Raw genomic sequence first — 13,855 nt, 5'->3', positions numbered from 1 at the left:
CGGACGGGGGGTGGAGGAACCATGACGCCCATCGGAAACCAGCCGGTCGTCTTCGGCGTCGACAGTGCGCCACAGGACGCCGCTCTGGCCTGGGCGACCGACGAGGCCGCCCGCCGCCAGGTGCCGCTGCACCTGGTCCACGCGGTGCTCCCCGCGGCCCATCACGTGCACGGCGTCGTGGAGACCGCGCACCACAAGGAGCTGCGGCAGCTGGGCGACGAGCTGCTCGACAAGGCCGTGGTCCGGGTCCGTGAACGCCGACCGGGCCTCGACGTGGCGACGTTCATCACGGAGGCCGTTCCCGCCCAGGCCCTGGTGAGCCGGTCCACGCAGGCGGGCCTCGTCGTCCTCGGCTCGCGTCGGCTCGGCCGCCTCGCGGAAATGCTCAGCGCGTACTCGACGACGGTGCCGGTGAGCGCGCACGCCGCCTGCCCTGTGGCCGTGGTGCCGGAGGGGGAGTACGGGGTGGAGGAGCCCTCGTACCTCGTGGTCGGCATGGACGGCAGCGCGGCGGCCGGGCTCGCCCTGGACCATGCGCTGACGGCTGCGGCTTCGCGGGGCGCGGAGGTGCGCGCCGTGTGGGCGTGGCAGCGGCCCTTGCTCGGATTCCTGGACGAGCGCGCGGCGGTCGTGGACCTCCGTGGTCAGTTGGCCGCCGCGACCGCCGGACCGGCCGCCGCCCACCCTGACGTGCCGCTCAGCCGTGAGCTGCGGCGGGGCCACCCCGTCGACGTACTGGCCGATGCCGCCAAGGACGCCCTCGCCGTCGTCGTCGGCCGCCGCGGCCGTGAAGGGTTCACCGGCATGCGGCTCGGCTCCGTTCCGCACGGCCTGCTGCACCGAGCCGGCTGCCCGGTGATCACAGTGCCCTCGTCGGCCGACGAAACCGCCCGGCACGGCGGAAGCTGAGCCCAACTCCCTCCAGTACCAGCCGAGTTGAGGAGCCACCCCTGATCCGGCACACCGCAGCACAGGCGCACCGTCGCACAGGCGCACCGCCGCACCGGCCATGAGCCGCTCGGCCCCCGGACGACCCGCTCGGCGCCCGGGTGGGCCGCCCGGCCTCTCGCCGCACCCCGGTCGCCGTCGCAGACTGAAAGAGGAAGAGGAACGGAGACTCTCATGCGCTCAGCCATCCCCACCTCGATCACCACCCTCCCCGTCGCCTACCGCAAGCAGCTCCTCGAACACGCTCAGGAAGTCAACTACCCGGAGGAGACCCGACTGTTCAGCGAGGGCGGCCGCGCGGACACCTTCTGGATCGTGCGGTCCGGCGCGGTCTCCCTGGAGTACCGCGACCCCGGCCGCAGGCCCGCCGTCATCGAGAACCTGGGCCCCGGCGACCTGGTCGGCTGGTCGTGGCTGTACGAGCCGTACCGGTGGCACCTCCACGCGACGGCCACCACCCCGCTGCGCACCTACGAGTTCGACGCCCGCAACATACGCATGCTCATGGACGCCGACCTGGCCTTCGGCTTCGCCATCGACCACTGGGTCGGCCAGATCCTCGCCCACCGCCTGCAGTCGACGCGCGTCCGGCTGCTCGACCTGTACGCCCCGCACGACAGCGGAAGCGTGATGTAGCCGATGCCGAGCGAACCCGCCGCCCCGGAGTCACACATGCTCACGCACTGGTACACCGTCAGTGACGTGATGTCCCACACCGTGGTGGCTGTCGGCCGTGGAGCCTCGTACAAGGAGGCCGTCGAGCTGATGCGGCAGTGGAAAGTCGGCGCGCTGCCCGTACTGGAGGGGGAGGGCCGCGTGGTGGGACTGGTCTCGGAAGCCGACCTGCTCCCCGGCGAGGAGTTCCGGCGGGAAGATCCACGCCTGTCCGAGCGGGACCATGAAGCCGTCGAGGCGGCCGCCGTCCTCGTCGAGGACCTCATGTCGAGCCCCGCCGTCACCGTGCGGGCGCACGCCACCCTTTCCGAGGCCGCGCGCGTCATGGCGCGTAAAGCGGTCAGGCAACTGCCGGTCGTGAATGCGGTGGGAATGCTCGAAGGAGTGGTGAGCCGCGGCGATCTGCTGAAGGTGTTCTTGCGCTCCGACGAGGAGATCGAGGAAGAGGTCCATCGGGTCATCGACGAGCTACCGCTTCCCGGCCCCCTCGACGTCACGGTTCAGGACGGCATCGCCACTCTCCGAGGCCCACTCCGCGACCGCGCCCTCATTCCGCTGATCGCGAGGGTGCTGCGGACGGTCGAGGGCTTGGTCGACGTACGACTGGATCTTGTCGCGCAGAGCGCATCGAGGTGAAAACGCAGAGCGCATCGAGGTGAAAACGAGGTGACTCCGGGGGGGGGAGCGGTCCGAGCGTCAGGGCCTCAGCAGCCCGCCCACCCACCAGTCGTGCGGCTTGCCGTCGTTGGCGATGCCGCGACGGCGAAGTGTGCCTTCGACGGTGAAGCCGAGTTTCTCGGCGACGGCACGCGAGCCGGTGTTCCCGGCCATGGCCCACCACTCGATGCGGTGCATGTCGAGGGTGGCCCAGCCCCAGTCGCACAGGGCCCGAGCGGCCTCCACCGAGTACCCGCGTCCGCGCTGCTCCTTGACCGCCCAGTAACCGAGTTCGTAGACGCCCGGACTGATGACGAACAGGCAGTACGAGCCGACCAGGGCGCCACTGTCCCTGCGGAAGGCGCCGAGGGTGTGGTTCTTGTCCGTGGCCCAGCCCGCGGGCAGTTCCTCGCCGACGCGCTTCTCCGCGTCCGCACGCCGGTACGGCACCGGCACCGGCGTATAGAACTGAATGTCCTCGTCCTGGCAGGCCTCGTACACCGCATCCACGTCGGCAGGTGTGAAGGCCCGAAGCACCAGACGGTCGGTCTCAAGAGTCACCGGATCCATTGCGGAAGTATGAACACCGTCGGCCGGCTGCGACCAGCGAATATCCCCGCGCACCGCACATCGGCACACCCCGGGCCGGTGTCCGCGTGAGGTGGTCCGTTGGCCCTGCCGTGGCTGAGTGAGGTGCGACTGAGCTGGTCCGTTGGCCCAGTGGAAATGGAGGCTGTTGAACCATCGGTCACCCTCATGCTGAAATGTTCGAGTCGATGGCGCTGCGGATCCTCAGGGATCTCCGCGGCGCCTTTCTCATGTCGGAACTCATGTGATCGCGCACCTGGTGCGCGGAGCGAGCGGAGCAACTTGCTGAAGAGGGTGTTCGTGGCGCCGGATCCGGGCCGGATGCGGCTGCGGTTCGCGAGCCGGGCCGTGCTGGGCATCGGGCTCGCCGTGGCGTTGTGCGGGGCGGCCGGGTATTCACTGGTGGCTGTCATCACCGGGGGACTGACGGCGCTGCTCGCCCTGTTCACGGTGACGGATGCGACAGTCCGTGGGCAGGCGCTGACCACCGCGCTGATGCCGGCTGTCGGGCTGCCGGTGCTCGCGCTCGGAGCCGTGCTGCATGACGCGCCCCTCGCCCTGGACGCGGTGTTCCTCGCCGTCGTGGGAGCGGGGGTGTACGCGCGCCGTTGGGGGCCGCGCGGCCACTCGCTCGGCGTCTTCGCCTTCATGACCCTCTTCGTGGCCCAGTTCCTGCACGCCGTGCCCGGCCAGCTGCCCGAGCTGTACGGGGCCATGCTGCTGTCTCTGCTGGCATCGTCCGCGGTGCGGTTCGGGGTGTGGTGCTACGAGCGCGGGATGCCGGGACCAGCCGTGGTCACCGCCCCCACAGGGGGCAACGGGCTCGATCGGATGACGACGCGGCAGGCCGTACAGGCAGTCGCGGGAGCCGGCTTCGCACTCGCCGCCGGGCAGGTGCTCTCCGATCAGCGCTGGTACTGGGCGGTCGGCGCCGCCTGGTGGGTGTTCGTCAACACGACCTCGCGCGGCGAGACCGTGGTGCGCGGTTTCAGGCGGTTCCTGGGAACGGTGCTTGGCGTGCTGCTCGGCCTGGCCATCGCCGTCCCGCTGCATCACGAGCCAGTGATCGCCGCCGTGGTCATCGCGATGAGCGTGTTCGCGATCTTCTACACCGCCGCCGTCTCGTACACGTGGATGATGCTCGCCGTGACGGTGATGGCGAGCATGCTGTACGGACTGCTCGGTGTGCTCGACACCGGACTGCTCGCCCTGCGGGTGAGCGAGACGGCGGTCGGCGCGCTCGGAGCCGTCCTTGCCGTGCTGTTCGTGCTGCCGGTGACCACGCACAAGGTGACCGACGCGTGGGTGGAGCGGGCGCTGCACTGTGTGCGCGCCTGCACGGCCGAGACCGCCGCGCGGCTCGCCGGCAGCCCGGATGCCGACCCGGCCCCGCGCGTGGCCGAGCTCGAGGCGATTCTGGGGCGGGTGCGACTGTCGCTCGCTCCGCTGGTGCACCCCTTCAGCCCGATGCGGGCCCGCAAGGGCAGGGCCCGACAGGTGCTCGCGCTGCTCGACGAGTGCGCGCGTGAGGTGCGCGGGCTCGCGTCCGTCGCGGCCGATCCCGAGGCTTCGCACGATGCGCGGCTCGCCGCCGCCTGCTGGCGGGTGGAGGCCGCGGTCGAGGCGCTCACCTCGCCGCGCGGCGGCCGCCCGGCCCGGCAGCCGGAGCCCGCCGCGGGCCACGCCGCCGCGCACCCGGCGCTCGCCCACCTGCACGGTCTGGAGCGGGCCCTCGTGGCGATGGCCGTACCCCTCGCCGCGCCCCTGGCCGGAGCGGAACGGGTACCCACCGGCGGCGCGTGAGCCACCGACGCGTATTTACCGGCGGCGCGTGAGCCACACCCGGCCTCGGTGGCCGGGTGTGCCGAACCCCCTTTTCTGGTCTAGACCGACTGCTACGGTCGGGCCGACAGGCACCCGCCGCCGAAAAAGGGGTTCTCACGTGGCCAGCGCTCGGGCGTACATCGGTTCCTTCACGTCCGCCGGAGGCCACGGCATCCGTGCCGCCGCGCTCGATCCACGGACCGGCGCGCTGACCCCGCTGGGCGCCACTGACGCCGTCACGGACCCCTCGTACCTCGCGCTCGCTCCGGGCGGGGAGATCCTCTACGCGGTCAGCGAGACCGACGATGGCGCGGTCGCCGCTCTCTCCGTACGCGGCGACGTTCCGGAACTCCTCGCCCCGTCCGCCCCCGTGCACGGCTCGGGCCCCACGCACCTGGCCCTGGTCGCGGGCCAGGTCCTGACCGCCAACTACGGCTCCGGCAGCGTCTCCTGCCTGCCCCTCGGCGCCGACGCCGCACCCCGCGCCGGGCACGTGCTCCAGCACCGGGGCGCGGGCCCCGACCCGGACCGGCAGGACGGCCCGCACGCCCACCAGGTGCTTGCCGCACCGGGCGGCGGCTGGATCCTGACCGTCGACCTGGGCACCGACACCGTCGCCGTCTGCGCCCTCCTCGACGGCACGTTGGACGTGCGCCGCGAGGTGGCCCTGCGCCCCGGCAGCGGGCCCCGGCACCTGGCCTTCCACCCCGACGGCGACACCGTGTACGTACTGAACGAACTCGCCCCGACCCTGACCGTCTGCCACTGGGACCCCGTCGAGGGCGTGCTCACACCGGGCGCCGAGGTCCCCGTACTGCCCGCCGAACCGTCCGGCGACGCCTACCCGTCCGAGGTCGTCGTCGCGCCCGACGGACGCTTCGTGTGGACCGCCACCCGCGGCCAGGACGTGATCTCCGTCCTCGCCGTGACCCCCGAGGCGGACGGAGGACCGGGGGTGCGCCTGGTCACCACCGTCGACTGCGGCGGGCACTGGCCGCGCGACCTGGCCCTGCACCCGTCGGGCCGCTTCCTGTACGCGGCGAACGAACGCTCCGGCGACGTGACCTGGTTCGACATCGACCCCGACACCGGCATCCCGAGGCGCGGCGGCAGCGTCGACGCCCTCGCGGCCTCCTGCGTGGTGTTCGGCTGAGCCGCCTCGCCTCGCCTCGCCTCGCCCCGCGCCGCCCCGTCCCGCCCCGCACGTGCGAACGGGGTACGGGGGAGCGGCGCGCGCCGCTCAGTGCGACTGTGCGCCCTGCGCCTGCGGCGGGGTGATCCCGAGCGCGGCCATGTACTGCGACAGCGCCAGCTTGCCGATCGCGGGGTACGCGCCGAGCGCCTCGGCGTACGCGCAGCCCGCGTCCTTCGCGGCCGCGTCGAGGACACCCTCGGGCACCTCGGGGCCGATCAGGTGCGGTACGAGCGCCAGTTGCGCGGAACCGGAGGACCGCAGCTGCTCGGCCGTGGCCGTGACCGCGCCTTCCTGGTCGAGCGCGGCGGCCATCACCGGCACGGCGAGGCGCGCGGCGAGCAGCATGCCGGTGATCCCGGCCGCCTGCACGGCCTCCTCGCCGCCTATCGTCGTGAGGATGATCCCGTCGGCGGCCGTCGCGACCGTGAACAGGCGGGCGCGGTCGGCGCGGGCGAGACCCGCCTCCGACAGGCGGACGTGCAGCGCCTCGGCGAGCAGCGGGTGCGGGCCGAGGACATCGGTCAGCTCGGCGGCCACGCGGCTGTCCATGACGGCCTGGCGCACGTGGCGCATCAGAGCGTTGTCAGGGCCGGCGAGTAGCGGCACCACGACCGCCACGGGGCCCTGCGGCGCGGCCACGTCCTGGCCGGCGGCGAGCGCCTGCTGGTGGCGGGCGGCGCGCTGCTCGGCGGCGTGCACGAGCACGGCCTGGATCGAGGGGTACTCGCGGTCGTCGCCGTCCAGGTAGCCGATCCGCGCGTCCAGGCCGGGCAGTTCGGAGCGGGCGATGCTCACGACCTCTTCGGCGAGGCTGCGCGTCGCGGCGGACGGGGCCCCGGGCACGGCCAGAACCAGCGCGGGCGCTCCCTCGGGAGCCACCGCGGGTTCCGGACGGCGGTGCCGACCAGGCTGTCGAGGACGCGGCATTCGTACGGGCAGGCCGTTGTCGGGCCCAGTGGGGGAGCTCATGGCGCCGCATGCTACTGGTTTCCCGCATCGCCCTGTTCGGGCAGGTGCCACCTGAGTGGTATCCGTCCGCTTTTATCCGTTCGGTTACCGAATTCTGGACGGTCGAGATCGCTTCAATGTTCGAAGCGGGGCGATCCCGTGCCTGGTCAGGGGCGCGCGGCCGGCTCGGGAGGCAGGTGGAGCAGGCGCCCGTCGGACGGCAGCCGCAAGCCACCGCTCGCGAGCGCCCGCGCGAGCGCCACAGCCCCGTCGAGCGGGTCACCCGCCGCCACGGCCCGCGCGGACGGCAGGAGTACGGCGAGTTCCTCCGCCAGCGGCGCGAGCAGCGGGTCGCCCATCCGGAACAGGCCGCCGGTGAGGCCGACTTCACACTCCGCGCCGCTCGGGCAGACCGCGGCCGCGGCCTCCGCGATGTGCCGCGCGGCGTCCCGCAGGATGCCCGCCGCGACCGGGTCGTGCGGCGCGAGTCCGGCGACCTCGGGGGCGAACGAGGCGAGTACCGCGGGCCGGTCGGCGCGTGGGTAGAGCTTGCCCGGCAGTTCCGTCACCGGCCCGTCGAAGAAGGCCTCGGCACGGGCCAGGAGCGCGGCCGAGCCGCCGCGGCGGCCGTCGTGCGCACGCATCGCGGCCTCCAGACCGGCCCGCCCGATCCAGGCGCCGCCGCCGCAGTCGCCGAGCAGATGCCCCCAGCCGTCGGCCCGGCGCCAGGTCCGCAGATCGGTGCCGAGCGCGATCATTCCGGTACCGGCCGCGACCACCGCGCCGGGGCGCTGGCCGAGCGCCCCCGCGTACGCCGTCACACCGTCCGCGGCCAGTGCGAGGTGCCGTACCCCGAAGGCCTCGTCGAACGCGCCGGGCAGGCGGCGGCGCAGGTCGTCGCCCAGGGTCGCCATGCCCGCGGCGCCCACGGCCACGGCGGCGATCCGGTCACCGCCGACGCGGTCGAGCAACTCCCGGACCATCGGCGCGAGTTGCGCCATCAGGTGCCCGGCGTCGATCCCGTCGTCACCGGTCCGCACGGGCTCGCGCGAGTCGAGACTCGCGAGTCCGCCACCGGGCTCCTCATCGACGGCTCCCTCGGCGCGTGCCGGTGCCAGGGCCGTACGCAGTCCGGAGCCGCCGGAGTCGACGCCGAGCACCCAGGACGGCGAGGTCACGGCAGCCGCCAGTCCACCGCCTGTGCACCCTGCCGGGTCAGCAGGTCGTTGACCCGGCTGAAGGGCCGCGAGCCGAAGAAGCCGCGGTCCGCCGACATGGGCGAGGGGTGCGCCGACTCGACCGCCGGAAGGTCCCCGAGCAGCGGCCGCAGATTGCGGGCGTCGCGGCCCCACAGCACGGACACCAGCGGACGACCCCGCGCGGCAAGGGCACGGATGGCCTGTTCGGTGACCTCTTCCCAGCCCTTGCCGCGGTGCGCGGCGGGCCGCCGGGGCGCCGTGGTGAGCGCCCTGTTGAGCAGCAGCACCCCCTGCCCGGTCCAGGGCGTCAGGTCGCCGTTGCTCGGCGGCGGCACACCCAGGTCGGTGCCCAGCTCGCGGTAGATGTTGATGAGGCTGCCCGGTATCGGCCGCACCTCCGGCGCCACCGAGAAGCTCAGCCCGACCGCGTGCCCCGGTGTGGGGTACGGGTCCTGCCCCACGATCAGCACCTTCACCTCGTCGAAGGGCTGTTGGAACGCGCGCAGCACGTTCGCCCCCGCCGGGAGGTAGGTGCGGCCCGCGGCGATCTCCGCGCGGAGGAAGTCGCCCATCGCGGCGACGCGGTCGGCCACCGGCGCGAGAGCGCGGGCCCACCCTGGTTCGACGATTTCGTTCAACGGTCGTGCAGCCACGGGCGTCACCCTACTGGTGGTAAGCACCCGTTGATCACCCGATGGCTCGATCCCGCCCTGACCCGGCAGACATTGACCTGGCAGGCCTGCCAGGTCGTGGCCCGGCACGCCTCAACTGATCACCGCCGCCCGCACGCACAGCACGTCCGGCAGGTGCGAGGTGAGGAGTTGCCAGCTGTCGCCGTCGTCCGCGCTCGCGTACACCTCGCCGTTGCGATTGCCGAAGTACACGCCCGCCGGGTCCGCGTCGTCCGTGCACAGCGCGTCCCGCAGCACCGTGCCGTAGTGATCGGTCTCCGGGAGGCCACGCGAGAGCGGCTCCCAGGTGCTGCCCGCGTCCTGAGTACGGAAGACCCGGCAGCGGCGGTCGGCGGGGACGCGGTCCGCGTCGGCGTTGATCGGGAAGACATACGCGGTGTCGCCGCGGTGCGGGTGGGCGGCCACGGCGAAACCGAAGTCGGACGGCAACGAGCCGCCGATGTCGGTCCAGTGGGCGCCGCCGTCGTCGCTTCGGTACACCCCCCAGTGGTTCTGCAGATAGAGCCGGTCCGGAGTGGCCGCGTCCCGGGCGACCTTGTGCACGCACTGCCCGAACTCAGGGTCGGGATCCGGCAGGAACACCGCGGACACCCCGGAGTTGGAGGGTGCCCAGCTCGCACCGCCGTCCTTTGTACGAAACACCCCGGCCGTGGACACGGCGACCGTCACCGCGTCCGGGTCACGGGGGTCGGTGAGGATGGTGTGCAGGCCCTCCCCGCCGCCGCCCGGCACCCACTTGGAGCGGGTCGGGTGCTCCCAGAGGGGCCGCACGAGCTCGAAACTCTCGCCGCGGTCCTCCGAGCGGTACAGCGCGGCGGGTTCCGTGCCCGCGTACACCACGTCCGGCTCGGCCGCCGAGGGGTGCAGCTGCCAGACCCGCTCCAGCGAAGCGCCCGTGTCCTTGGGAAACTTGACGGCCGCCTTGGCCGGTTCGACCCAGGTCGCGCCCAGGTCGTCCGAGTGGAAGACGGACGGGCCCCAGTGCGCGCTGTCCCCGCCCGCGAGCAGCCGAGGGGTGTCGCCTCTCATGTCGATCGCGACCGAGTACACGGCCTGCGCGTTGAAGTGCGGCCCGTCGAACTCCCAGGCGACGCCGCGCCTGCGACCGAGAAAGAGCCCCTTGCGGGTGCCTACGGCGAGAAGAACGTCGGTCGGCATGCCGACCACCTCCGGTGACTGTCGGTTGACCTCGTTGTCCACGACAAGCCTCAGTCTGCACCCGGCCACTGACAACGGCCCCGAAACCCGCCCGGACCTGCACCTTTCCGACGAGCCCCAGCACACCGCGCGCGCCCCGTGCGCACGCCGCCGAGCACCCGCCCCGGCCGCCCGCCCGGTCACTCTCCGTCGAGCACCCGCGCGACGCCCGCGATCTCCTCGGGCCCGACCCGGCAGCACCCGCCCACAAGGCGGGCGCCCGCCGCCACCCATGCGCGTACGCGTAGCGCCGAGAACGTCGCGGAGCCCCTCCAGTCACGGGCCGTGGCGTCCCACTGCTCGCCGCTGTTCGGGTAGACGACGACGGGCTTCCCGGTGACCCGGGCGGCGATCTCCACCGCGGCGTCGGCGTCCTGCGGGGTGCAGCAGTTGACGCCCACGGCGAACACCTCGTCGCACTCCGCGGCCACCGCGAACGCCTCCTCAAGGGGTTGCCCCGCCCGCGTCCGCCGCCCGCTCACGCTGTACGACAGCCACGCGGGCACCCCGAGACCGCGCACCGCCCGCACCAGGGCCCGTGCCTCGTCCGCGTCCGGCACGGTCTCCAGGGCCAGTACGTCGGGCCCCGCCGAGGCCAGCGTCTCCAGGCGGGGCCGGTGGAAGCGTTCAAGCGCGTCGACGCTCAGGCCGTACCGGCCGCGGTACTCCGAACCGTCCGCCAGCATCGCCCCGTACGGACCGGCGGAGGCGGCCACCCACAGCGGACGGCGCACGCCCGCCGCTCGCGCGCCCCGTACCGCCTCGCGCCCCAACTCCACACTCAGGCGCAGCAGTTCGCTCGTGCGTGCGGGGTCGAGGCCGTGCCGCGCGAAACCCTCGTACGTCGCCTGGTAGCTCGCCGTGATCGCGACGCTCGCGCCCGCGCGGAAGTACGAGAGATGGGCGTCGGTGACGGCCTGCGGCCGGTCCGCGAGCAGCCGTGCGGACCAGAGCGCGTCACTGAGGTCGTGGCCGGCGGACTCCAGCTGGTTGGACATCCCGCCGTCCAGGACGACGGGCCCCGCGGCCACGGCCTCGGGCAGTGGGGCGGCGGCGGGTGAAGGGGTGCCTCGGTTCATATGTCGACGCTACGCGCCGCGCGCGCGTGCCGTACCGCCCGCCGCCGTACCGCCCCCGCACCGGTCGTACGCTGGGGCCATGTCAACGGTACTGATCCTCAACGGCCCCAATCTCAACCTGCTCGGCACCCGTGAGCCGGGCATCTACGGGGCGCAGACGCTCAAGGACGTGGAAGCTCTCTGCCAGGAGACCGCGCGGGGGCTCGGCCTGACCGCGGACTGCCGGCAGTCCAACCACGAGGGCGAGTTGATCGACTGGATCCACGAGGCGGGCCGTGCGCAGGCCGAGGGGCGGCTGATCGGGGCCGTGATCAACGCCGGTGCGTACACGCACACCTCGGTGGCGATGCACGACGCGATCAAGGGCGTGGGGCTGCGCGCGATCGAGGTGCACATCTCCAACGTGCACAACCGCGAGTCCTTCCGCCACCACTCGTACCTGTCGCCCGCCGCCGCGGGCATCGTGGTGGGCTTCGGGACGGACGGGTACCGGCTGGCCGTCGAGGGCCTTGACCGGTTGGCGAAGGCGGCGTCCTGACGCCGTCGTACGCGACGTGACGCGCGCCCGGTGCTCGGGATGAGCACCGGGCGCGCCCTGCGTCAACCGCCCACGGTGAGGCGGACTCCGCACTTCGGTCCGAGCGAGGTCTCGGTGGGCGCCGGGCCCACCCGGGAGAGCAACGCCAGCCAGCCGTCGGGCACTTGGACCCATGTACGGGTGCAGAGCACGCGCGCGTGGAAGGGGCGGCCGTGGTCGGTGCCCTCGGCGGTGAGGGTGCGTCGGGTGATGCCCGCGCGGCCGTTGACGGTGGCGAGGGTCTCCTCCGGGACGAGCCGGTCCACCACGAGGCGTCCGGCGACCAGTTCGTCTATTTCCTCGCTCCGGTCGAGACTGCGGCCGTCGGGGCGGATGGAGACGAATTGGGGGTGCAGCAGCCGGTCGAGGGCGTGCGTGTCGACGGCGACCACGGCGGCGGCGAGCCGTCGTTCCGCACCGATCAGCGCCTCAGCGGGGAAGATGTCGTCCATTGCGCAGATCGTACGGGTCCGTCGGGCCCCGCGGGAGGGTGCGCGAGGACCCGTGGGAGTGCCGTGTGGGCGCCGAGCGCGTGACGCCGCCCGAAACCGGCCCGTGACGGGGCCGGCTGCGAGCGGCGTCAACTCCCTTGTTCGGAGGGTGACATGCGGAACTGTGTGTACGGCTCGTCAGATCGCCCAGGCGTACGGGGACGGAACACGGATGTCCGCGTCGAGCGCGCGGGCGGCGTCCAGGGCCCACGACGGGGTGCGCAGCAGCTCGCGGCCGAGGAGGATCGCGTCCGCCTCGCCGTTGTCGAGGATCTTCTCCGCCTGCCGTGCCTCGGTGATCAGGCCGACGGCGGCGACCGGCAGGTCCGTCTCGTTCTTGACGCGGGCGGCGAACGGCACCTGGTAGCCGGGTCCTGTGGGGATGGTGACGCCGGTCGCGTTGCCGCCGGTGGAGACGTCGAGCAGGTCGACGCCGTGCTCCTTGAGCAGCCGGGCGAAGCGCACGGTCTCGTCGGCGGTCCAGCCGCCCTCGTCCAGCCAGTCGGTGGCGGAGACGCGGAAGAACAGCGGCTTGTCCTCGGGCCACACCGCCCTGATGGCGTCGACGACCTCGAGGGCGAAGCGGGTGCGGTTCTCGAAGGAGCCGCCGTAGCGGTCGGTGCGCTTGTTGGAGTGCGGGGAGAGGAACTCGCCGATGAGGTAGCCGTGCGCGCCGTGCACCTCGACGACCTCGAAGCCCGCGGTGAGCGCGCGGCGGGCGGCGTCCGCGAACTTGCCCACGAGCGCGTCGATCTGGTCGGTCGTCAGCTCGGTGGGGACCGGGTGGTCCTCGCGCAGGGCCACCGGGCTGGGGCCGACCGGCTGCCAGCCGTGCTCGTCGGGGCCGACCGGGGCGCCGCGGTCCTTCCAGGGCCGGTCGGTGGAGGCCTTGCGTCCGGCGTGCCCGAGCTGGATGCCGGGCACGGTGCCGTGGGCCTTGAGGAACGCGGCGATCCGGCTGAGCGCGGCGGCCTGGTCGTCGTTCCAGAGGCCCAGGTCGTAGGGGCTGATCCGGCCCTCGGGGGTGACCGCGGTGGCCTCGACGAGGACGAGTCCGGTGCCGCCGGTGGCGCGGGCCGCGTAGTGCGCGAAGTGCCAGTCGTTGGCGATGCCGGCGTTCGGTCCGAAGGCCTCCGCCGAGTACTGGCACATGGGGGCCATCCACACGCGGTTGGGGATCGTCACCGACCGGAGGGTGTACGGCTCGAACAGTGCACTCACAGCGGACTCCATTCGTGGGCTGGCACGGCGCCGCGGTGGCGGGCCGTTCGCTTAGTACGATACCCACCGTAGTACGAGACCTGTCAAACTACGAGGGTTCTCGTACAATGGATTTCCGGAACCGTCTGAGCCAGAACCGTCCGGGCCGGAAACCGTCAGAGCCAGAAACAGTCCGGGGCAACCGCCGGGCCGACCGAGGAGAGCCGCCGTGACCACCGAGACGAAGAGTGCGGGCAGCAGCCGGACCCTGGATCACCCCGCGCTCGACGAGATCCGTCTGGAGGGCGTGCTGCACGCGCTCTCCGACCCGATGCGGCTCCGGATCGTGTGCGAACTTGCCGAGCAGCAGGACGAGTTGGCCTGTTCGAGCTTCGAGCTTCCGGTGACCAAGTCGACCACCACGCACCACTTCCGGGTGCTGCGCGAGAGCGGGGTGATCCGGCAGTGCTACCGGGGCACCGCCAAGATGAGCGGGCTGCGCAGCGACGACCTGGGCACGCTCTTCCCCGGCCTGCTCGACCACGTCCTGGAGGCGGCCACGCGGCAGGCCGACCGGCTCGGCAC

General features: G+C 72.8%; 15 protein-coding genes. 7 read left to right on the top strand and 8 right to left on the bottom strand.

Features of this window, described 5'->3' with window-relative positions; genetic code table 11:
• Window positions 1–21: 21 nt before the first annotated feature.
• From GUY60_RS02235 to GUY60_RS02225, 3 genes are all read left to right on the top strand, one after another.
• Window positions 22–909, top strand: coding sequence for a universal stress protein (locus GUY60_RS02235; RefSeq protein ID WP_161693154.1), 888 nt, complete (start codon window positions 22–24; stop codon window positions 907–909).
• A 213-nt stretch (window positions 910–1,122) separates the two neighbouring features.
• A complete protein-coding gene (locus tag GUY60_RS02230; RefSeq protein WP_161693152.1) occupies window positions 1,123–1,584 on the top strand; it encodes a cyclic nucleotide-binding domain-containing protein in 462 nt (153 codons plus the stop codon).
• 36 nt (window positions 1,585–1,620) lie between these two features.
• Window positions 1,621–2,259 carry a CBS domain-containing protein gene (locus tag GUY60_RS02225; protein ID WP_161693150.1) on the top strand — a complete coding sequence of 213 codons (639 nt, stop codon included), beginning with the start codon at window positions 1,621–1,623 and terminating at the stop codon, window positions 2,257–2,259.
• A 60-nt stretch (window positions 2,260–2,319) separates the two neighbouring features.
• Here the strand turns inward: GUY60_RS02225 and GUY60_RS02220 are convergent, their stop codons facing one another.
• Window positions 2,320–2,850, bottom strand: coding sequence for a GNAT family N-acetyltransferase (locus GUY60_RS02220; RefSeq protein ID WP_161693148.1), 531 nt, complete (start codon window positions 2,848–2,850; stop codon window positions 2,320–2,322).
• Window positions 2,851–3,189: 339 nt separating this feature from the next.
• Here GUY60_RS02220 and GUY60_RS02215 point away from each other — a divergent pair, with 339 nt between their 5' ends.
• The gene (locus GUY60_RS02215; RefSeq protein ID WP_187369914.1) at window positions 3,190–4,671 is read left to right on the top strand and encodes an FUSC family protein; all 1,482 of its coding nucleotides are present in this window, start codon (window positions 3,190–3,192) and stop codon (window positions 4,669–4,671) included.
• Between the two features lie 139 nt (window positions 4,672–4,810).
• Window positions 4,811–5,845, top strand: coding sequence for a lactonase family protein (locus tag GUY60_RS02210; protein WP_161693144.1), 1,035 nt, complete (start codon window positions 4,811–4,813; stop codon window positions 5,843–5,845).
• Window positions 5,846–5,932: 87 nt separating this feature from the next.
• On the opposite strand, the gene GUY60_RS02205 is transcribed toward GUY60_RS02210, so the two are convergent.
• The 5 genes from GUY60_RS02205 to mmuM all read right to left on the bottom strand — a co-directional run bounded on the left by GUY60_RS02205 (window position 5,933) and on the right by mmuM (window position 11,002).
• A complete protein-coding gene (locus tag GUY60_RS02205; protein WP_161693142.1) occupies window positions 5,933–6,856 on the bottom strand; it encodes a sirohydrochlorin chelatase in 924 nt (307 codons plus the stop codon).
• A 146-nt stretch (window positions 6,857–7,002) separates the two neighbouring features.
• Window positions 7,003–8,013 carry an N-acetylglucosamine kinase gene (locus tag GUY60_RS02200; protein ID WP_161693140.1) on the bottom strand — a complete coding sequence of 337 codons (1,011 nt, stop codon included), beginning with the start codon at window positions 8,011–8,013 and terminating at the stop codon, window positions 7,003–7,005.
• A complete protein-coding gene (locus GUY60_RS02195) occupies window positions 8,010–8,687 on the bottom strand; it encodes a uracil-DNA glycosylase (protein ID WP_161693138.1) in 678 nt (225 codons plus the stop codon). The genes GUY60_RS02200 and GUY60_RS02195 overlap by 4 nt, the downstream gene beginning before the upstream one ends.
• Before the next feature lie 111 nt (window positions 8,688–8,798).
• Window positions 8,799–9,953 (bottom strand): WD40/YVTN/BNR-like repeat-containing protein, encoded by a 1,155-nt coding sequence (locus GUY60_RS02190; RefSeq protein ID WP_161693136.1) that lies wholly within the window; start codon window positions 9,951–9,953, stop codon window positions 8,799–8,801.
• A 110-nt stretch (window positions 9,954–10,063) separates the two neighbouring features.
• Window positions 10,064–11,002 (bottom strand): homocysteine S-methyltransferase, encoded by a 939-nt coding sequence (gene mmuM, locus GUY60_RS02185; protein WP_161693134.1) that lies wholly within the window; start codon window positions 11,000–11,002, stop codon window positions 10,064–10,066.
• A 79-nt stretch (window positions 11,003–11,081) separates the two neighbouring features.
• On the opposite strand from mmuM, the gene aroQ reads away from it, so the two are divergent.
• A complete protein-coding gene (aroQ, locus tag GUY60_RS02180) occupies window positions 11,082–11,540 on the top strand; it encodes a type II 3-dehydroquinate dehydratase (protein WP_161693132.1) in 459 nt (152 codons plus the stop codon).
• Between the two features lie 62 nt (window positions 11,541–11,602).
• Here aroQ and GUY60_RS02175 read toward each other — a convergent pair whose 3' ends face one another.
• Entirely contained in the window at window positions 11,603–12,031 is a 429-nt protein-coding gene (locus GUY60_RS02175) for a nuclear transport factor 2 family protein (RefSeq protein ID WP_161693130.1), read from the bottom strand.
• 177 nt (window positions 12,032–12,208) lie between these two features.
• Window positions 12,209–13,291, bottom strand: a complete 1,083-nt coding sequence (locus tag GUY60_RS02170; protein WP_161693128.1) for an NADH:flavin oxidoreductase/NADH oxidase — start codon at window positions 13,289–13,291, stop codon at window positions 12,209–12,211.
• A 208-nt stretch (window positions 13,292–13,499) separates the two neighbouring features.
• Here GUY60_RS02170 and GUY60_RS02165 point away from each other — a divergent pair.
• Window positions 13,500–13,855: ArsR/SmtB family transcription factor (locus GUY60_RS02165; protein WP_312866154.1), on the top strand; the 356-nt coding region annotated here is incomplete at its 3' end.

This window comes from Streptomyces boluensis (assembly GCF_009908195.1).
GTDB lineage: Bacteria > Actinomycetota > Actinomycetes > Streptomycetales > Streptomycetaceae > Streptomyces > Streptomyces boluensis.
The sequence above is the reverse complement of the archived record's forward strand: the minus strand, read 5'-3'. Positions and strand labels throughout refer to the sequence as shown.

What these genes read in the sequence shown, in the direction of transcription:
- GUY60_RS02235 (WP_161693154.1), top strand. Translation starts at nt 22, where the DNA reads ATGACGCCCATCGGAAACCAGCCGGTCGTCTTCGGCGTCGACAGTGCG.
- GUY60_RS02230 (WP_161693152.1), top strand. Translation starts at nt 1,123, where the DNA reads ATGCGCTCAGCCATCCCCACCTCGATCACCACCCTCCCCGTCGCCTAC.
- GUY60_RS02225 (WP_161693150.1), top strand. Translation starts at nt 1,621, where the DNA reads ATGCTCACGCACTGGTACACCGTCAGTGACGTGATGTCCCACACCGTG.
- GUY60_RS02220 (WP_161693148.1), bottom strand. Translation starts at nt 2,850, where the DNA reads ATGGATCCGGTGACTCTTGAGACCGACCGTCTGGTGCTTCGGGCCTTC.
- GUY60_RS02215 (WP_187369914.1), top strand. Translation starts at nt 3,190, where the DNA reads ATGCGGCTGCGGTTCGCGAGCCGGGCCGTGCTGGGCATCGGGCTCGCC.
- GUY60_RS02205 (WP_161693142.1), bottom strand. Translation starts at nt 6,856, where the DNA reads ATGAGCTCCCCCACTGGGCCCGACAACGGCCTGCCCGTACGAATGCCG.
- mmuM (WP_161693134.1), bottom strand. Translation starts at nt 11,002, where the DNA reads ATGAACCGAGGCACCCCTTCACCCGCCGCCGCCCCACTGCCCGAGGCC.
- aroQ (WP_161693132.1), top strand. Translation starts at nt 11,082, where the DNA reads ATGTCAACGGTACTGATCCTCAACGGCCCCAATCTCAACCTGCTCGGC.
- GUY60_RS02175 (WP_161693130.1), bottom strand. Translation starts at nt 12,031, where the DNA reads ATGGACGACATCTTCCCCGCTGAGGCGCTGATCGGTGCGGAACGACGG.